Origin of the sequence: Acidovorax sp. SUPP3434 (assembly GCF_030159015.1) — a bacterium.
GTDB lineage: Bacteria > Pseudomonadota > Gammaproteobacteria > Burkholderiales > Burkholderiaceae_C > Paracidovorax.
Map to the genome: position 1 here is coordinate 37411 of NZ_BQXL01000001.1, position 16498 is coordinate 53908.

Annotated in this window: 19 protein-coding genes; all 19 read right to left on the reverse strand. The window is 70.7% G+C overall.

What is annotated here, in order from left to right:
- Positions 1-116 precede the first annotated feature (116 nt).
- Positions 117-1118 carry a cell envelope integrity protein TolA gene (gene tolA, locus AVKW3434_RS00170; RefSeq protein WP_272564069.1) on the reverse strand — a complete coding sequence of 334 codons (1002 nt, stop codon included), beginning with the start codon at positions 1116-1118 and terminating at the stop codon, positions 117-119.
- A gap of 54 nt (positions 1119-1172) precedes the next feature.
- Positions 1173-1598: an ExbD/TolR family protein gene (locus tag AVKW3434_RS00175; protein ID WP_272564068.1), complete on the reverse strand. Its 426-nt coding sequence runs from the start codon at positions 1596-1598 to the stop codon at positions 1173-1175.
- A 20-nt stretch (positions 1599-1618) separates the two neighbouring features.
- Positions 1619-2323, reverse strand: coding sequence for a protein TolQ (tolQ, locus tag AVKW3434_RS00180; protein ID WP_272564067.1), 705 nt, complete (start codon positions 2321-2323; stop codon positions 1619-1621).
- Positions 2320-2772: a YbgC/FadM family acyl-CoA thioesterase gene (locus tag AVKW3434_RS00185; RefSeq protein WP_284403384.1), complete on the reverse strand. Its 453-nt coding sequence runs from the start codon at positions 2770-2772 to the stop codon at positions 2320-2322. The genes tolQ and AVKW3434_RS00185 overlap by 4 nt, the downstream gene beginning before the upstream one ends.
- 8 nt (positions 2773-2780) lie before the next feature.
- Positions 2781-3965, reverse strand: a complete 1185-nt coding sequence (locus AVKW3434_RS00190; protein WP_284403386.1) for a pyridoxal phosphate-dependent aminotransferase — start codon at positions 3963-3965, stop codon at positions 2781-2783.
- A gap of 91 nt (positions 3966-4056) precedes the next feature.
- Positions 4057-4626 carry a transcription antitermination factor NusB gene (gene nusB / locus AVKW3434_RS00195; RefSeq protein ID WP_284399471.1) on the reverse strand — a complete coding sequence of 190 codons (570 nt, stop codon included), beginning with the start codon at positions 4624-4626 and terminating at the stop codon, positions 4057-4059.
- The gene (gene ribH / locus AVKW3434_RS00200; RefSeq protein WP_284399473.1) at positions 4623-5087 is read right to left on the reverse strand and encodes a 6,7-dimethyl-8-ribityllumazine synthase; all 465 of its coding nucleotides are present in this window, start codon (positions 5085-5087) and stop codon (positions 4623-4625) included. The genes nusB and ribH overlap by 4 nt, the downstream gene beginning before the upstream one ends.
- A 3-nt stretch (positions 5088-5090) precedes the next feature.
- Entirely contained in the window at positions 5091-6212 is a 1122-nt protein-coding gene (gene ribBA, locus AVKW3434_RS00205) for a bifunctional 3,4-dihydroxy-2-butanone-4-phosphate synthase/GTP cyclohydrolase II (RefSeq protein ID WP_284403388.1), read from the reverse strand.
- Between the two features lie 156 nt (positions 6213-6368).
- Positions 6369-8093: a T6SS phospholipase effector Tle1-like catalytic domain-containing protein gene (locus tag AVKW3434_RS00210; RefSeq protein ID WP_284403390.1), complete on the reverse strand. Its 1725-nt coding sequence runs from the start codon at positions 8091-8093 to the stop codon at positions 6369-6371.
- A gap of 124 nt (positions 8094-8217) precedes the next feature.
- Entirely contained in the window at positions 8218-8514 is a 297-nt protein-coding gene (locus tag AVKW3434_RS00215; protein WP_284399480.1) for a 2Fe-2S iron-sulfur cluster-binding protein, read from the reverse strand.
- Between the two features lie 391 nt (positions 8515-8905).
- Positions 8906-9187 (reverse strand): DUF427 domain-containing protein, encoded by a 282-nt coding sequence (locus AVKW3434_RS00220; protein WP_092739949.1) that lies wholly within the window; start codon positions 9185-9187, stop codon positions 8906-8908.
- Positions 9188-9427: 240 nt separating this feature from the next.
- Positions 9428-10096 (reverse strand): glutathione S-transferase family protein, encoded by a 669-nt coding sequence (locus AVKW3434_RS00225; protein WP_284403392.1) that lies wholly within the window; start codon positions 10094-10096, stop codon positions 9428-9430.
- Between the two features lie 163 nt (positions 10097-10259).
- Positions 10260-11168 (reverse strand): ACP S-malonyltransferase, encoded by a 909-nt coding sequence (locus AVKW3434_RS00230; protein ID WP_284403394.1) that lies wholly within the window; start codon positions 11166-11168, stop codon positions 10260-10262.
- Entirely contained in the window at positions 11165-12073 is a 909-nt protein-coding gene (mdcB, locus tag AVKW3434_RS00235) for a triphosphoribosyl-dephospho-CoA synthase MdcB (RefSeq protein ID WP_284403397.1), read from the reverse strand. The genes AVKW3434_RS00230 and mdcB overlap by 4 nt, the downstream gene beginning before the upstream one ends.
- Positions 12070-12768: a malonate decarboxylase holo-[acyl-carrier-protein] synthase gene (mdcG, locus tag AVKW3434_RS00240; protein WP_284403399.1), complete on the reverse strand. Its 699-nt coding sequence runs from the start codon at positions 12766-12768 to the stop codon at positions 12070-12072. Before mdcG ends, mdcB begins: the two co-directional genes overlap by 4 nt.
- 34 nt (positions 12769-12802) lie before the next feature.
- A complete protein-coding gene (locus AVKW3434_RS00245) occupies positions 12803-13504 on the reverse strand; it encodes a biotin-independent malonate decarboxylase subunit gamma (RefSeq protein WP_284403402.1) in 702 nt (233 codons plus the stop codon).
- Positions 13505-13534: 30 nt separating this feature from the next.
- Positions 13535-14422, reverse strand: a complete 888-nt coding sequence (locus tag AVKW3434_RS00250) for a biotin-independent malonate decarboxylase subunit beta (protein ID WP_284403404.1) — start codon at positions 14420-14422, stop codon at positions 13535-13537.
- Positions 14419-14751, reverse strand: coding sequence for a malonate decarboxylase acyl carrier protein (mdcC, locus tag AVKW3434_RS00255; protein ID WP_284403407.1), 333 nt, complete (start codon positions 14749-14751; stop codon positions 14419-14421). The genes AVKW3434_RS00250 and mdcC overlap by 4 nt, the downstream gene beginning before the upstream one ends.
- A 10-nt stretch (positions 14752-14761) precedes the next feature.
- On the reverse strand, positions 14762-16453 hold the full coding sequence (mdcA, locus tag AVKW3434_RS00260; RefSeq protein ID WP_284403409.1) for a malonate decarboxylase subunit alpha: 1692 nt from the start codon (positions 16451-16453) through the stop codon (positions 14762-14764).
- Positions 16454-16498: the final 45 nt, after the last annotated feature.

Sequence of the window (16498 nt, forward strand, 5' to 3'; positions counted from 1 at the left end):
TTTTGGCTTGAAACCCTTTTTTGTTGCTGCTTCCCTGGCGCCTTTGGCTGAGATGGCAGATGGCCCGCCCGGGCGCGCGCCTGAAGAGCATCCCGGGCAACCGGCAACGGCCAGCCTCAATCCCGCGGTCGGAACCCGATGACGAGGGACGAGGGCACCCGCCCGTCCACATCGCGCGGCAGGGTCTCGGTCTTGTCCAACGCGCGCATTACGGCGTCGTCCCAGGCCTTGTTGCCGCTCGATTTGGTGATGCGGGTGCCCACGATGGTGCCGTCGGGCGAGGCCCGCACTTCCACCTCGGTGCGCAGGTTGTCCGAAATGGCGTCGGGATAGACGATGTTCGGCTTGACCTTGGCGGCCACCTTGCCGCCGTAGCTGCCGGACGGGCCGGCACTGCGCTGGGCATTGCCCGTGGCGGTTTCGCCGCCCGTGGCGCCGGCCAGGCCCTGCATGCGGCGCAGGTTTTCCTGGCGCAGGGCTTCGGCCTGCTTGTTCTGTGCGGCTTCGGCCTTGCGCTTTTCTTCCGCCTTGCGCTTGTCCTCGGCCTGTTTCTTCTGCTGCTCCTGGCGGTCCTGCTCGGCCTGCTTTTCGCGGCGCTCTTTCTCCGCCTTTTCGCGTTCTGCCTTGTCGGCCTTCTCGCGCTGTTCCTTCTCTTTTTCCTTTTGCAGGCGTTCCTTCTTGTCCTGCTCGGCCTGTTCCTTGCGCTCACGCTCGCGCTTTTCGCGCTCGGCCTGCTGCTGGCGTTCCTTCTTTTCCTGCTCCAGGCGCTTTTTCTCGCGCTCGATGGCGATGTCGGCTTCGCGCGTGTCGGGCTCCGCCTTCGGTGGCGGGGGCGGTGGGGGCGGTGGCGCCGGCACCGGGGGGGGTGGAGGCGGAGCGGGGGTGGGCTCGGGCTGTGGCGTCGGCGGTGGCGGCACGTCGCGGGGCGCGGCCTGCTGCGGAATCCGATCCCAGATTTCCGCTTCCACGGCAGGCATGTCCGCGCTGGTCTTCCAGTTCACGCCCCAGGTCAGGGCGCCCAGCAGCGCCGCGTGCACGAGCACGGCCAGCGCCACGGCGCGCAGGCGCCCGGGCGGACGGGTGGGGGCGAACTGGTCGCGGTCGTTGGAGGCGTGCATGCGATCGAAAAAAGGCGAAAACGGTGCGGAGGATCGAGGGCGGCGAGGGCCCCGTCAGCCGCCGGACTTGACCGACAGGCCCACGCGCTGCACGCCCGCCCTCTGCAACGCATCCATGGCCTTCACCACGGTTTCGTACGTCACGGTCTTGTCGGCGCTGATGAGGATGGGCGTATCGGGCGGCTGCGTGGCCTGCCAGGCCTTGGCGGCGGCGCCCAGGCCCTGCAGGGTGATCGGGCGCTCGGCGTCGCCGGTCTTGAGCTGCAGGCTGCCGTCCTTCTGGATGATGACCTGGCCGAACGACTTGGGCGGCTTGGCGCCCTTGCCCACGGAGGGCACGTTGATGGCGCTGGGCGTGAGCATGGGCGCGGTCACCATGAAGATGATCAGCAGCACCAGCATCACGTCGATGAAGGGCACCATGTTGATTTCGTTGATGGTGCGGCGCCGGCCGCCGCCACGTGAAGCCATTGCGGGCATGCTGCTGTCTCCTGTGCTGCTCAGTGGCCCGAGGCGGACGACGTGGGCTGCGCGCCCAGGTTGCGCTGCAGGATGTTGGAGAACTCCTCGATGAAGGTCTCCTGCTGAATGGCCACGCGGTCGATGTCGCGCGCGAAGCGGTTGTAGGCGATCACGGCGGGAATGGCGGCGAACAGGCCGATGGCCGTGGCGACCAGCGCTTCGGCGATGCCCGGGGCGACGGTGGCCAGGGTGACCTGCTCCATGCCGGCGAAACCGGTGAAGGCATGCATGATCCCCCACACGGTGCCGAACAGGCCCACGTACGGCGAGACGGATCCCACGGAGGCCAGGAAGGACAGGCTGGACTCGACCACGTCCATCTCGCGCTGGAAGCTGGCGCGCATCGCGCGGCGGGCGCCGTCGAGCAGCGTGCCGGCGTCCGAGATGCGGCGCTCTCGCAGTTTCTGGTACTCGCGCATGCCGCTGGCGAAGATGCGTTCCATGGGGCCGGCGTTCTTGGCGTTCTGCGCGGCGCTGGAATACAGGTCGTTCAGGCTGGTGCCCGACCAGAACTCGCGCTCGAAGTCTTCGTTGAGCGACTTCACGCGCTTCAGGGCGAACAGCTTGCGGAAGATCGCGGCCCAGCTGGCCACCGATACGCCGATCAGCAGCAGCATGACGAGTTGCACCACCCAACTGGCGTTGAGCACCAAATTCAGGATGGACATGTCTTGGGAGTTCATGATGAGAGTTGTTCCAGAAGGGAGCCCGGGATGCGTGCGGGACGCAGGGTGGCGGCATCGACCCATCCGATGCGGATGGTGCCTTCACACAGTAGCACGGGCTGGGATTCGATCATTTGCTCTGGTTTCAGGAGCGCTTGCTGGCGTATTGTCAGGGATGCGCGGCCACCCTCTTGCAAAGAGGCCGTAACAATCAGTTCATCGTCGAGGCGCGCCGGCCGCAGGTAGCGCAGGCGCGCGTCCGTTACGACAAACATGCCGCCCGTGAGTTCCCGCAGGTTCTGCTGCCCCAGGCCCAGCGAACGCAGCCATTCGGTGCGGGCACGCTCGAAGAACTTCAGGTAGTTGGCATAGAACACGATGCCACCGGCGTCGGTGTCTTCCCAGTAGATGCGCAGGGGCCACTCGAACGGGGCCGAGGCCCGAGGGGGGGCGTTCTCCGTTGCCATGCCGGCCTTCATCCGAGCAGCGTGCGCAGGCGGGCCACGGATTCTTCCAGCTGCGCCATCGAATTGGCCGTGGAAAAACGCACGAAGCGCTGCGGCTCGAACGCGCCGAAGTCGCGGCCCGGCGTCACGGCCACATGGGCGCGGCGCATCACCTCGTAGGCGAAGTCCCAGCTGCCCGAGACGCCCAGGCGCTCGGCGGCCTGCGTGCAGTCGGCCCAGGCATAGAAGGCGCCGTCCGGCACCACGGGCACCGGCAGGCCCAGCGCCTGCAGCGCGGGAATGAAGTAGTCGCGTCGGGCCTTGAACTCGGCGCGGCGGCGCTCGTATTCGGCGATGCTCTCGGGCTCGAAGCAGGCGAGGGCGGCATGCTGCGACACGGTGCTGGCGCAGATGAACAGGTTCTGCGCCAGCCGCTCGACCACCGGCACCATGGCCTCGGGCACGACCATCCAGCCCAGGCGCCAGCCGGTCATGTTGAAGTACTTGCTGAAGCTGTTGATGCTGATGACGTTCTCGTCGATGGCCAGCGCCGTGTGGCCGAAGCGTTCCTCGTACGACAGGCCCAGGTAGATCTCGTCGATCAGCGTCACCCCGCCGCGCGACTGCACGGCCGCATGGATGCGGCGCAGTTCCTCGGGCGCAATCGAGGTGCCGGTGGGGTTGGAGGGCGAGGCCAGCAGCACGCCGCGCGTCTTCGGCCCCCAGGCCGCCTCGACCTTGGCGGCGCTCAGCTGGTAGCGCTCTTCTGCCGTGGTGGGAATGAGCACCGCCTTGCCTTCCGCCGCGCTCACGAAGTGGCGGTTGCACGGGTAGCTCGGGTCGGGCATGAGGATCTCGTCGCCCGCATTGATGAGGGCCAGGCAAGCGAGCTGCAGCGCGGCCGAGGCCCCCGCCGTGACCACGATCCGCCGGGCCGGCACCTGCACGCCGAAGCGGTCGGCATACCAGCCGCTGATGCGCTCGCGCAGCGGCTCCAGGCCCAGGGCGTTGGTGTATTGCGTGGTGCCGCGCTGCACGGCGCGGGCGGCCGCCTCCTGCACCAGCGGCGGCGCGGTGAAGTCGGGCTCGCCGATGTTCAGGAAGATCATCGGCTCGCGCGTGCCGGCGACCTCGCGCGCCAGGGCCTGGGCGGCCTTGGCCACTTCCATCACGTAGAACGGTTCGATGCGCTCGGCGCGGGAGGAAAACTGCATGGAAAAGGTTCCTGCCCGCGCGGCGCGGGCGTGGGGATGGGATGCCCGCCGGGGCACGGCGCGGGGGCGGGGCCGGACCGGCCCCGGGCGCTCAGGCGCCGTCCGCCGGGGCCTGCGGTGGCTGCACCGGGTTCGCGCCCTTGTCGGCCGCGACTTCGGTGGCGCGCAGCGTGGGGGCCAGGCCGTTGAGCACGCCGTTCACGTACTTGTGGCCGTCGGTGCCGCCGAACTCCTTGGCCAGCTCGATGCATTCGTTGATGACCACGCGCCACGGCACGTCCAGGCAGTGCTGGAACTCGTACACGCCGATCCACATGGCCGCGTGCTCGATGGGCGAGATCTCGGCCATCTTGCGATCGAGCTGCGGGGTGATCAGGGCGTCGAGCGCCTCGGCCGATTCGATGCAGCCGTGCAGCAGCGCGTCGTAGTGGGCGGCATCGGCCTTGTGAAAGCCCGCCAGGTCGCGGGTGAAGGTGTCGATGGCGGTGGCGTCGTTGCGGCCCACCAGGTGCTGGTAGAGCGCCTGCAGCGCGAACTCGCGGGCGCGGCTGCGGTTGGATTTGGAGGCGGCCTTGCGGGCGCCGGTGCTGGTCACGCCGGTGCGCGCCTGCCGTGGCGGGCGCTTGGCGCCGCCGGGATGCGAAGAGGTGGAATCGCTCACGACAGCTCCTCCAGCAGGTTGGCCATTTCCACGGCCACGCGGGCGGCGTCCTGGCCTTTTTCGGTCTGGCGGGCGATGGCCTGCTCCATGTTCTCGGTGGTGATGATGGCGTTGGCCACCGGCACGTGGTAGTCGAGCGAGATGCGGCTCACGCCCGCGCCCGATTCGTTGGCCACCAGTTCGAAGTGGTAGGTTTCGCCGCGGATGATGCAGCCCAGGGCGATCAGCGCGTCGTATTCGTCGCGCTCGGCCATGGCCTGCAGGGCCACCGGCACTTCCAGCGCGCCGGGCACCAGCACGTGGTGGATGTGCTTTTCCTGCACGCCCAGCGCCAGCAGTTCGGCACGGCAGGCCGCGGCCAGGGTGTTGGTGATGCTCTCGTTGAAACGGGCCTGCACGATGCCGATGTGCAGCTTCTTGCCGTCGAGCTTGTCCGCTGTTCCTTTGTCTGCGCCAAACATGTCTTATTCCTTGGGAAGGTATCCGGTGATCTCGAGGCCGTAGCCCGCCATGCTGGGCATGCGGCGCGGCGGGCCCATCAATTGCATTTTGTGCACGCCGCATTCGCGCAGGATCTGCGCGCCCACGCCGTAGGTGCGCAGGTCCATGCGGCCGCGCTCGGGCGCGTGGGCCGAGCGGGCGCGGCCTTCGAACTGCTCCAGCAGCTGCTCGGCGCTTTCGCCGCAGTTGAGCAGCACGGCCACGCCCTGGCCCTGGGCGGCGATGTACTGCAGGCTGCTGTCCAGGCCCCAGGAGTGCATGGAGCGGTTGACCTCCAGCGCGTCCAGCACCGACAGGGGCTCGTGCACGCGCACGGGCACGCTGTCGTCGGATCCCCACTGGCCCTTGACGAGCGCCAGATGCACGGCCTGGCTGGGTTCGTCGCGGAAGGCGTGGGCGGTGAACTCGCCGAAGGCGGTCTGCAGCGGGCGCGTGCCCACTTTCTGCACCAGCGATTCGTTGCGGCTGCGGTATTCGATGAGGTCGGCGATGGTGCCGATCTTGAGGCCGTGCTCGGCCGCGAAGATCTGCAGGTCGGGCAGGCGGGCCATGGTGCCGTCGTCCTTCATCACCTCGCAGATCACGGCGCTGGCGCTGCAGCCGGCCATGGCGGCCAGGTCGCAGCCGGCTTCGGTGTGGCCGGCGCGCATGAGCACGCCGCCGTCCACCGCCTGCAGCGGGAAGATGTGGCCGGGCTGCACCAGGTCTGCGGCCACGGCGTGGGGCGCCACGGCGGCCTGCACGGTGCGGGCGCGGTCGGCGGCGGAGATGCCGGTGGTCACGCCCTCCGCCGCCTCGATGGAGGCGGTGAACGCCGTGCCCATCTTGGTGCCGTTGCGGGCCACCATGGGGGCCAGCTTCAGCAGTTCGCAGCGTTCGCGGGTGAGGGTCAGGCAGATCAGGCCGCGGCCGAAGCGCGCCATGAAGTTGATGGCCTCGGGGGTGACGTGGTCGGCGGCCAGGACCAGGTCGCCTTCGTTCTCGCGGTCTTCCTCGTCCACGAGGATGACGATGCGCCCGGCGCGCATCTCGGCCACGATGTCTTGCACCGGCGAGATGGGCGCAGGGGTCAGGGGGGTGTTCATGGAGGGCAGGGCTTTCGGTGGGCCGCGCGGGTGGCGTGCACCGCACGCTGGTCCGGCCACGGCCCGGACGGAGCCGCCTCCAAAGAGCGGGCGGTGCGGCGCTGGCCGCACGGTGCGGGAGCGCTACGCGCCCCAAAGGCGGCGATTTTAGTCCACTTAGCGGACTTGGGGCGCGGGCGAGGCGGGCCGCGTCCGGCCGCCCTCGCGCCCGGCCAGGGCACCGGCCACCATCACCCACGCCAGCAGCAGCAGGGACAGCAGTTTGAGGCCGCTGGCCACCGTCAGCACCGTGGGCCAGTGCGGCTGGTGCATGTGCAGCGTGGCGTAGTTTTCCACCAGGTCCGACAGCACCAGGGCCAGCATCGTCCAGTGGGCATGGCGGTAGAGCCAGCCCAGGGCCCAGCCCGGCGGCACGGCCCGCGCGATCAGCCGCCGCAGGGCCCAGGCCACCGGGTAGGCCAGCCACAGGGCGTAGCTGGCGAGCAGGGCCCAGTCCCAGGCGATGGCGCGGCGCACGCTGTCGGTGCCGCCGCAGACCACGCCCCAGCCGGCGTGCCAGTGCGCCGTCACCTGAAAGCCCGAGGGCAGGCCCTGCACCCACCCCGGCGCCGACTGCAGGTCGCAGGCGGCCTGGCCGAGCTGGAACGTGATGGCGAACAGCACGGCGGTGACGACCGCCAGCGCCACGCCCAGCCAGCGCCAGGGCTGCGTGCGCGGCACGGTGTTGGCGGGCACGGCGCCGTCCACCGGGCGGGCCGTGGGGTCGATGAAGTCGCTCGGAAAGCGCTCGCGTGCATTGAGGCCGGTCCAGACCCAGTAGGGGCAGTCGTAGGCCTGGTCGTGCATGGCCGTGAGCGGGTCGCCGGGCTGCAGCTGGCCCCGGTCCACGCGCAGGCCCTTGGCGAAGGCCTCGTCCACCATCCATTTCAGCGTGAGGTTGGACAGCCCGTCGCGCGCGTACGAGCCGCCCACGTCGCTGTGCACGCCGCGGAACCAGCGCTGGTCGTAGCTGCGCCATGGGCGCTCCCGCTCGGTGAAGTGCGGATCGGCGTAGCGCCGGGGCGAGTACTTGCTGCGCGATTCGTACAGCGACATGGCATGGCGCACGTTGGCGAACCGCTTGCGGGCGAACTCGGTGGAGTTGGTGATCTTGATGCCGCCCAGCAGCCCGCTGCCGATGGCCTCCACCGTGTCCCACACGCCCACGAAGTGCACGAGCGGCGTGCGGCCCAGCGAGAAGTTGTCGATCACGTCGCGCGCGAAGGCCTCGCGGCTCTTGGTGCCGGCCTGGTTCTTCTGGCCGCTCGGGGCGAAATAGGTGCGCACCAGGGTTTCGATGAGCGGCAGGCCCTCGGTGTGGATGAGGCCGTACATGTTGATCATGCCGGCCACCGCCCGCGCGGTGAACGCGCCGCGCGAGAAGCCGAACAGGTAGATGCGGTCGCCTGGCCGGTAGGTGTGCACGAGGAACTTGTAGGCCTCGGCAATGTTGGGGAACACGCCGCTGCCCAGCGCCAGCCCGGCCAGTTGCCGCAGCTGGTTCCTGGCCTTGGACAGGAGGCCGTCCGCCGGGAATTCATTGGTGGTGCCCACGCCGGGGTCGTAATAGACCAGTTGCGTGGGCTCGCTGCCCGATGCGTCCCGGCCCTTGCCAAGCATGCGCAGCAGCTTCACCACGTTGGTGTCCTGCTGGTTGCCCAGGATGTTGCCGGTGCCGTCGAACAGCAGCACGAGGTTGCGGCCGGGCTGCGCGGCCCATTGCTCGTCCGCTGCGATGCATTCGGCCAGGATGGCCTCGCGCGTGGGGGCGCGGTCGGCGGCGTCCGGGGCCGTGGCGTTGGCATGGGCGGCCGGTGTGGCCGGCGTGTCTTTGGCGTTCATGGTGTCCTCCCTCCCTTGGCGATGCGTGTCCGGGAGATTCTGGGCGAGGAACGCGCGCCGCAGCAAGGGTGCCCGCCCCATGGGGGCGCGGGGCGGGCCCGGGTTCAGATCATTTCAGCCGGCTTCAGATGCCGGGCGCTTCCAGCCGCACGTCGCTCACCGGGTAGGCCACGCAGGGCAGCACGCAGCCCTCGGCGCGCTCCTCCGGGGACAGGCCGGGCCATTCAATGGCGTAGCGCACCTCGCCTTCGGCCAGCAGGCCGATGCAGGTGCGGCAGGTGCCGTTGCGGCACGAACTGGGCCAGTCGATGCCGCCTTGCTCCAGCGACAGCAGCAAGGGCTGCTCGGGCCAGGCATCGCACTGGGTGCCGTCGTCGCCGACGCGGGCGGTGAAAAAGGGAACGGAAGAAGGGTCACTCATGGCGAACGGCCACAGGAGGGCGGTGAACGAGAGGGTTAGGGATGAAAAAGGCCTCCAGTGCAATCAACACTAGGGCATGTCGCTATGTTTTTAATAGCATTCATGGGCCGTAGCGCTGAGCACACTGGGTTGCCTAAAAAGAAGGCAGTCGAGCGGTAGGCGTTCAAAATCAACGACTTGGCGTCGCCATACAGGGCTTGTCCCGAGTTATCCACATGATTGTCCAGCGGCACCAGGGATAACCACAGCCCTGTGGGCAACCGGGTGCCTAAAAATGAGGCGGCGCATCGGTTTCCTTGCAAAATCAAGGGCTTGGCGTCGCCATACAGGCGTTGTCCCGGGTTATCCACATGATTGTCCAGTGCGGGCAGGGATAACCCGAGGGGCCCGGTCAGGCGCCGACCTTGACGCCTTTCCAGAACGCGAAGCGGCCGCGGATCGATTCGGCTTCGGGCTTGGGGTCGGCATAGGTCCAGACGGCGTCGGGGTTCAGTTCGCCGTTGACCAGCAGCGACCGGTAGGTGGCCTGGCCCTTCCAGGGGCACATGGTCTTGTGGTTGCTGAAGGTGAAGTATTCCGGCTTCAGCGCGCTCTCGGGGAAGTAATGGTTTCCCTCGACCAGCACGGTGTCGTCGCTCTCGGCGACGGTCACGCCGTTCCAGATGGCTTTCATGGGGGTGTTCCTTTGCAATCAAAAAAATGCGGGCTGCGCTGATGGGATGGAGGTCGCGCGAGCAGCCATCCCATGAATCGCAGGCCATGGGCCGGGGCGCGGCAGCGCGTTGAAGGCCGGACGATGGGCCGTGGCAACGCGTCGCGGCCTTGCCGGAAGAGCACCTTACCCGAATTTGCCTGCTTCCTTGTCGTCGTCGCCGCCACGCGGCGGCAGTGCACCGCCCCCGTTCCGCCCGGCTCAGGGCCGCAGGTCGGGCGATGGCGTGAGCGGCACCCCTTGCGCGCGTGCCGCCGCCTCCTGCGTCGCCATGGCCCGGCCGAATGCGGGCCGCTCGCGCAGGCGTGCCCAATAGGCCGTCACGGCGGGTGTGAACGCGGCGGCCAGCGCCAGGTGTTCGGCCAGCAGCAGCGCATAGCCCACCGACACATCCGCCGCCGTGAAGCGCCCGGCACACAAGTAGGGCTGCTGTGCCAGCCGGGGTTCCAGCGTGCGCAGCCGCGCCAGGAACCAGCGGGCGTAGTCGTCGGCCACCTGGGGGCTGCGGCGCTCGGCCGGCTCGAGATACCGGTAGCGCAGCACCAGGGTCTGCGGGAAGGTGAGCGTGGCTTCGCCGAAATGCAGGTCGTTGAGATAGCGTCCGAAATCGCGCTCGCCCACCTCGACCTGCAGGGGAGTGGGGGCATGGCGCGCGCACAGGTACTGGCACATGGCGGCGGATTCGGTCATGCGGGTCTCGCCATCGACCAGCAGCGGCACGGTGCCCAGCGGGTTCTCGCCGAGAAATTCGCGCGCGTGGACACGCGGCGGGAAAGGCAGCACCTGCAGCGCATACGGCGCATTCAGCTCCTCCAGCATCCACAAAGGGCGGAAAGAGCGTGCACTGAGGCAGTGATGGAGCGTGAGCATGGACGTGTTCCCGGCGGTGCCGCCGCCATCGAGGAAGAAGGGGTCCCCAGATTAAGGGCGGTGCCGGGTGCTTTAGCGACAACGCGTTCGCAAAAGCTGCCAATGTGTTGGCAGGGCGCCGCGTGCCGGGGCGCCGGTCCGCGCCGTCCAGGGGATCAGGGGATCAGGACAGGCCGTGGCTGTCCACCCACGCGGCCAGCGCCTGCGCGCTGCGGAACTCGTCGCAGGCGCGGGCCGGCACGCCGGGGTAGCGTGCGTTCCACATCTTGGCGAGCGCCTGGCCCGGGCCCACCTCGACCACGCAGCGCACGCCGCGCGCATGCAGGTTGTCCATGCATTCGTCCCAGCGCACGGTGCGGGCGATCTGCGCCGCCAGTGCCTCGCGGGCCTGCGGCACGCTGGCGATGCGGTCGGCCGCGTTGCTGAACAGGGCCGTGCGCGGGCGAGCGAAAGCCGTGCCCTCCAGCACCTGGCGAAAGGCATCGGCCGCCGGTTGCAGGGCCGGCGTGTGCGAGGCCACGCCCACGCGCAGGCGCGTGCAGTGGCCGCCTTGGGCCGTGGCCAGCGCTTCGGCGCGGTCCAGCGCGGCCAGCGCGCCGCCCAGCACCACGCTGTCCGGGCCGTTGCGGATCGCCACGGCCAGGCCGGTGTCGCGTACCAGGGCGTCGATGGCGGCCGGTGCCATGCGGCTCACGCCGATCAGGCCGCCGGGGTGGCCGGCGGCGCAGCGGTCCATGGCCTCGGCGCGCGCCTGGGCGAGCGACAGCGCGGTGCCGGCATCGAACACGCCGGCTGCACTGAAGGCGGCCAGCTCGCCCACGCTGTAGCCCGCGACGGCGGCCGGCGGTGGCAGCAGCGGGGACAGGGCGTCCCATGCAGCCAGGGACAGGCCGGTGAGCAGCACCTGGGCGTGGGCATTGCGCGCGGCCCAATCGGTGTCCTGCAGCGCGGCGCGCCAGTCGCGCACGCCGAGGCGTTCGTTCACCGCGCGCACCGGGGCGCCGTCGGCCAGCCAGGGCAGCATGTCGGGGTGCTGCATGCCCTGACCCGAAAACACCAGGGCATAGCTCATGGTGCGCTGCCTGCCGGCGGCGCCATGCGGACCACCCAGCAGGCGGCGGCCAGCAGGTCGGCCGAACCGCCGGGGGACAGGCGCCGCGCGACGAAATCACGGCCGATGGCGTGGGCGGCCTCCAGGCCGCCGGGCCGCCCGGCGCCCCCCGCGGCCAGAAAGCCCCGCGCACAGGCCTGGGCGTGGCGCAGGCCTTCCAGGCCGCCCCGGTGGGCGAGGTTGCTGTCGTCCAGCACGGCCATTACGGAAAACAGCGTGTCCACGCGCGCCTGCTGCACGCCGAGCCCGCGGGCGAGCGCATGGCGCAGCGCGGGCACCGCGGTGTCGAACAGCACGGGAAAGCCGAGCGCGGCCTCCTGTGCCGCGCCGCGCAGGCCGTGGCGCGCCGTGGCGATGCCGCCGGGCAGCCGCGGCGCGCGCAGCGTGCGTTCGGCGCGCTCTGCCAGCGCCGCGCCCCAGTGGCGGCGCAGCGCCTCGCGCAGCGCGGTGGGCTGCAGGGGCGTGCCCTCGCGCGCCAGGGCCCCCGCCGCGGCGCACAGCAGGCCCAGCGTGAAGATCGCGCCCCGGTGGGTGTTGACGCCGCCGGTGGCCGCCGCCATGCGCGCTTCGGCCTCGATGCCGCAGCGCTCCAGCGCCGGGAACCCTTCGCCGGCATGGCCCAGCGCGGCGATGCGCACGAAATAGCCGCGCAGCGCGAACAGGCTGCGCATGAAGGTGCGGGCATCCATGTCGGCGTGGCTGCCGTTGTCGGTGAGGGTCACCAGCCCAGGCTTGGGCGACAGGGCCAGCTCGTCGTAGAGCGACAGCGTGGCGGCGCGGCCGATGGTGTGCGGGGCCGGGCCTGGGCCTGGGCCTGGGCCGGGGCGCGGGGCACTGGCGGGCCGGCGCAGTGCGTTGGCGGTCATGGCATCGGTTCCTGCACCGGTTCCTCTGCCGGTTCCGTGGCCGGCCAGAAGGGGGCCTGCGCCAGCGCGGCGCCGGCCAGGCGCTTGACCATCACGGCCTTGCCGCGGCCTGCACGCCAGGCGCTCCACTCGCGCCAGGCCACGGCGGCGCCGTTGGCGAACAGCAGTTCCCCGTCGAGCCGGGGCTGCGCCTTTGGGAAGGCGAGCAGGCAGGCGGCGACGGCATCGGCCTGCGTGGGGCCGGCCACGCCGATGCACAGGTCGGCGTCGGAGCCGCTGCGCAGGTGGTCCAGCCCGGTGATGAGCTGCCAGCCGTGGCTGCCGTAGATGCGGGCGGCCACGCCGCAGGCCTGCAGCGCCTCGCACAGGCGGCCCCAGGCGGCCTTCGATCCGGTCGGCATCAGCGGCTGGGCCAGCAGGGCCGGGGGCAAGGCGTCGAAGTAAAGGATGTCTTCGCGCGCCACGCGCAGCGCCAGGCGGCGCCATGCCCAGCGGCCGGGGGCCGGCAGGCCCAGCGCGATGCTGCCGTCCGGGCCGGGCGGCTGGGTGGTCACCACGAGCGGAAAGCGCCGCGCGGCCCAGTGATCGAGGCATTCGCGGGCCTCGCCGTCCCAGGGCAGGGCGAGCTGGCGCTGCCAGCCGGCGTCGGACAGGCAGGCGAGCTGATGGCGCTGCAGGGGCAGGGCGGTGGCCATGGGCGTGGGTGCGTGAAGGGGGGGCGTCCCGTGCTCAGACCGCGTCCAGCACGCGCTGCGCCACGGCGGCGGCGAGCTGGCGGCCGCCGCGCGCGGCGCCGTCCCGGGCTCGCACGTCGTCGGTGGGCGTGTGGGCCAGGGCCTCGCGCAGCGCGGCGGCCAGGTCGCATTCCCACAGCGCGCGCACGCCGCCCATGGCCACGTAGTTGTCCACGCCGGGGGCGAACACGGGGTTGGACTGCGACAGCTCCGTGAGCCGGGCCTCGGGCAGCTTGGTCACGCGCGCCATGGCGGGAATGCGCATCACGCGGATCTCGGCCTCGGGCAGCGCGTAGCAGGCGTCGGCGATCAGGCCCGAGGTGATGAAGCCGCCCGAGAGCGCCTGGTCGTAGACCAGCCCGACCACGCGGTGGCCATGCCGGCGCGCGAGGTCGATGGCCATCCCCAGGTGTGCCATGGCGCGGTTGATGCCCAGCAGCTCGTCGCGTCGGCGCAGTTGCTGGCCCTGCGTGTCGATGAGCAGCAGGATGGCGCGGCCGGGGTGCTGCGCCACGGTGTCCAGCACCGCGCGGGCCTGGGCCAGCGCCAGCCGCACGCCGATGGGCGCATGGTTTGTGGTGCCGATCACGGCCAGGGGCTGGCCGTCGAAGGTGGGCGTGCCCGAGAGCAGGTCGCCATCGGCCACGATGCCGTGCTGCGCGCCGAAGAGCCTTTCGGCCAGGGTGTTCCATTGCATGTCGGTTCCTTCTCGTTCGTTGCTGCGGGTTCAGGCCGGGCGCAGGCCCTGCACCGCCGCCACGTCCAGCTCGGGCACGTGGGCGGCATCGGCCACGCCCAGGGCCTGCCACAGCGCGGTGGCGTCGTCGGCGTGGGCATCGTCCGGCAGGTGGTCCAGCGCGGCCATGCGGGCGGCCAGCAGCGCGTGTTCGGCCTCCAGCGCCGCCGGCGTGACGGGCCGCGCAGCCCCGAGCGCGGCGATGGCGGCGGCCCGGAAGGCGGCCACGTCGTCCTCCACCAGCGCGTCGCAGTCGCCCGTGAGCCAGCGGTGCTTGCCGCCGCTGGTGCGCCACACCAGGGCGCGGTCGCGCGCGTCGTATTCCTCCACGCCGTGCGAGGCCTCGATCACCTCGGGGCCCGACATGGCGAGGCGGCCCATGTCGCTCATCACCACGTGGTCGGCGCAGCGCGCCACGATGCCCATGCCGCCGAAGCAGCCGTTGGCGCCGCCGATCAGCACCACCACCGGGATGCCGGCGGCGCGCACGTCCAGCACGGCGCGCATGACCTCCGAGACGGCGATCAGCCCGGCGTTGGCCTCGTGCAGCCGCACGCCGCCGGACTCGGCCAGCAGCAGCACGGCCGTGGGCCGGTCGCGCAGCGCGCGCCGCAGCAGGCCCACGAGTTTGGCGCCGTGCACCTCGCCCACGCCGCCGCCCATGAACTCGCCCTCCTGCGCGGCCACGAAGATGAGCCGCCCGCCCAGCGTGGCGCGGCCGACGGCCACGCCGTCGTCGAAGGCCGAGGGCACCCCCAGTTGCGCCAGGTGCGGGCTGGTCACGCGCTCGGCCGGCGGCAGCCATTCATGGAAGCTGCCGGGATCCAGCAGGTGGGCCAGGCGCTCGCGCGCGCTGCATTCCGCGTAGCTCAAACTCATGATCGCGCTCCCGGCAGTTCGGCCACGGCCTGGTCGAGCCGCAGCCCCACCACAGCGGGCGTGGCGCCCATGTCGTTGATGGCGATGCGCACGCCGGCCAAGGCATGGCGTGCATGGAAGTCGTCCAGCACCGCCTGCCAGATCGGGCCGAAGCCGCGCGCGGAGGTTTCCACGCGCACCGAGCAGCCGGTGCCGCTGTCGGGCTCCAGCAGCACCTCGAGGTTGCCGGAGCCGACCACGCCGACCAGCACGGGGGCGAAGGGGCCTGTGGGGCGGCCGCCGGGGAAGGAAAAGTCCAGGGTTTCGAGCCCTGCGGGAATGTCGCTCATGGGGTGCCTCCTACCAGTTCCGGAATCTCTTGGGCGGCTGGTACAGCCCGCCCGACGCGCGCACCAGGTCGCGCATGCTGCGCGCGGCCAGCAGGTTGCGCGTGGCATCGCGCGGGTCTAGCCCCAAGTCCTGCGGGCGGTGGATCACGCCGCGGTCGCGCAGGTTCTCCACCGCGCGCCGGTCGCGGGCCAGGCCCACCGCGGTGTAGCCCGCCACGCCGCGGATGGCCTGCTCGCGCTCTTCGTCGCTGCGGCACAGCAGCAGGTTGGCAATGCCTTCCTCGGTGAGGATGTGGGTCACGTCGTCGCCGTAGATCATGATGGGCGGCAGCGCCATGCCGGCCTGCTCCTGCAGCGTCCAGGCGTCGAGCCGTTCCACGAACGCGGGTTGCATGTGCTCGCGGAAGGTCTCCACCATCTGCACCACGAGCTTTTGCCCGCGCGGCGTGCCGGCCGCGCCGGTGCGGCCCGCCCGCGCCTGTTCGCCGGCCTTGAGCCAGGCGGGGCTGGCATGGCGCCGGCCGCGCGCATCGGCCCCCATGTTGGGCGCGCCGCCGAAGCCCGCGATGCGTCCCAGCGTGGCGGTGGAGCTGTTGCCGTCCAGGTCGATCTGCAGGGTGGAGCCGATGAACAGGTCGCAGGCATAGTGGCCCGCGGCCTGGCAGAAGGCGCGGTTGCTGCGCAGGCTGCCGTCCGGCCCGGTGAAGAAAACGTCCGAGCGCGCGCGGATGTAGTCCTCCATGCCCAGCTCGGAGCCGAAGGAGTGCACCGATTCCACCCAGCCGGCCTCGATGGCCGGAATCAGCGCCGGGTGCGGGTTGAGCGCCCAGTGCCGGGCGATCTTGCCCTTGAGGCCCAGCGACTCGCCGTAGGTGGGCAGCAGCAGTTCGATGGCGGCGGTGTCGAAGCCGATGCCGTGGTTCAAGCGCTGCACGCCGTACTCGCCGTAGATGCCCTTGATCGCCATCATGGCCATGAGCACCTGGATCTCGCTGATCTGCGCCGGGTCGCGCGTGAACAGCGGCTCGATGAAATGCGGGCGCGGGGCCTGCACGACGAAGCTCACCCAGCCGGCCGGGATGTCCACGCGCGGCAGCGTGGTGGTGCGGCCGTCCACCATCTCGTTGACCTGCGCGATCACGATGCCGCCTGAGAAGGCCGTGGCCTCCACGATGGCGGGCGTGTCCTCGGTGTTGGGCCCGGTGTAGAGGTTGCCCTCGGCATCCGCCGCCTGCGCGGCGATCAGCGCGACCTGCGGCGTGAGGTCGATGAAGTAGCGCGCGAACAGCTCCAGGTAGGTGTGGATGGCGCCAATCTCGATGCGCCCAGCCGACACCAGCCGCGCGATGCGCGCGCTCTGCGGGCCCGAGAAGCTGAAATCGAGCCGCGAGGCGATGCCGTTCTCGAACACGTCCAGGTGCTGCGGCAGCGCCAGCACCGACTGCACCATGTGCAGGTGGTGCACGCGCGCCGGATCGACCTGCACCAGCGCATCGGCCAGGAAATCGGCCTGCTTCTGGTTGTTGCCTTCGAGGCAGACGCGGTCGCCGGGCTCCAGCACGGCTTCGAGCAGCGTGCCGATGGCGGCGGCATCGACCCGTTTGCCGGCCAGCGGCATGCCGTGCGCAGCCAGCGCGCGGTCGGCCCGCGCGAGCCGGGCGGCGCGGCGGTCCGCGCGGGTGTTCCAGTCTCTGGGGTTCATGGGAGTTTGTGGTGGGTTGGAAGATTGGACGGCAGGGGCCGGCGG

Excerpts from the sequence above, each read along its gene's own strand:
- tolA (WP_272564069.1), bottom strand. The coding sequence starts at position 1,118 with ATGCACGCCTCCAACGACCGCGACCAGTTCGCCCCCACCCGTCCGCCC.
- AVKW3434_RS00175 (WP_272564068.1), bottom strand. The coding sequence starts at position 1,598 with ATGCCCGCAATGGCTTCACGTGGCGGCGGCCGGCGCCGCACCATCAAC.
- tolQ (WP_272564067.1), bottom strand. The coding sequence starts at position 2,323 with ATGAACTCCCAAGACATGTCCATCCTGAATTTGGTGCTCAACGCCAGT.
- AVKW3434_RS00185 (WP_284403384.1), bottom strand. The coding sequence starts at position 2,772 with ATGGCAACGGAGAACGCCCCCCCTCGGGCCTCGGCCCCGTTCGAGTGG.
- AVKW3434_RS00190 (WP_284403386.1), bottom strand. The coding sequence starts at position 3,965 with ATGCAGTTTTCCTCCCGCGCCGAGCGCATCGAACCGTTCTACGTGATG.
- ribH (WP_284399473.1), bottom strand. The coding sequence starts at position 5,087 with ATGTTTGGCGCAGACAAAGGAACAGCGGACAAGCTCGACGGCAAGAAG.
- ribBA (WP_284403388.1), bottom strand. The coding sequence starts at position 6,212 with ATGAACACCCCCCTGACCCCTGCGCCCATCTCGCCGGTGCAAGACATC.
- AVKW3434_RS00210 (WP_284403390.1), bottom strand. The coding sequence starts at position 8,093 with ATGAACGCCAAAGACACGCCGGCCACACCGGCCGCCCATGCCAACGCC.
- AVKW3434_RS00215 (WP_284399480.1), bottom strand. The coding sequence starts at position 8,514 with ATGAGTGACCCTTCTTCCGTTCCCTTTTTCACCGCCCGCGTCGGCGAC.
- AVKW3434_RS00220 (WP_092739949.1), bottom strand. The coding sequence starts at position 9,187 with ATGAAAGCCATCTGGAACGGCGTGACCGTCGCCGAGAGCGACGACACC.
- AVKW3434_RS00225 (WP_284403392.1), bottom strand. The coding sequence starts at position 10,096 with ATGCTCACGCTCCATCACTGCCTCAGTGCACGCTCTTTCCGCCCTTTG.
- AVKW3434_RS00230 (WP_284403394.1), bottom strand. The coding sequence starts at position 11,168 with ATGAGCTATGCCCTGGTGTTTTCGGGTCAGGGCATGCAGCACCCCGAC.
- mdcB (WP_284403397.1), bottom strand. The coding sequence starts at position 12,073 with ATGACCGCCAACGCACTGCGCCGGCCCGCCAGTGCCCCGCGCCCCGGC.
- mdcG (WP_284403399.1), bottom strand. The coding sequence starts at position 12,768 with ATGGCCACCGCCCTGCCCCTGCAGCGCCATCAGCTCGCCTGCCTGTCC.
- AVKW3434_RS00245 (WP_284403402.1), bottom strand. The coding sequence starts at position 13,504 with ATGCAATGGAACACCCTGGCCGAAAGGCTCTTCGGCGCGCAGCACGGC.
- AVKW3434_RS00250 (WP_284403404.1), bottom strand. The coding sequence starts at position 14,422 with ATGAGTTTGAGCTACGCGGAATGCAGCGCGCGCGAGCGCCTGGCCCAC.
- mdcC (WP_284403407.1), bottom strand. The coding sequence starts at position 14,751 with ATGAGCGACATTCCCGCAGGGCTCGAAACCCTGGACTTTTCCTTCCCC.
- mdcA (WP_284403409.1), bottom strand. The coding sequence starts at position 16,453 with ATGAACCCCAGAGACTGGAACACCCGCGCGGACCGCCGCGCCGCCCGG.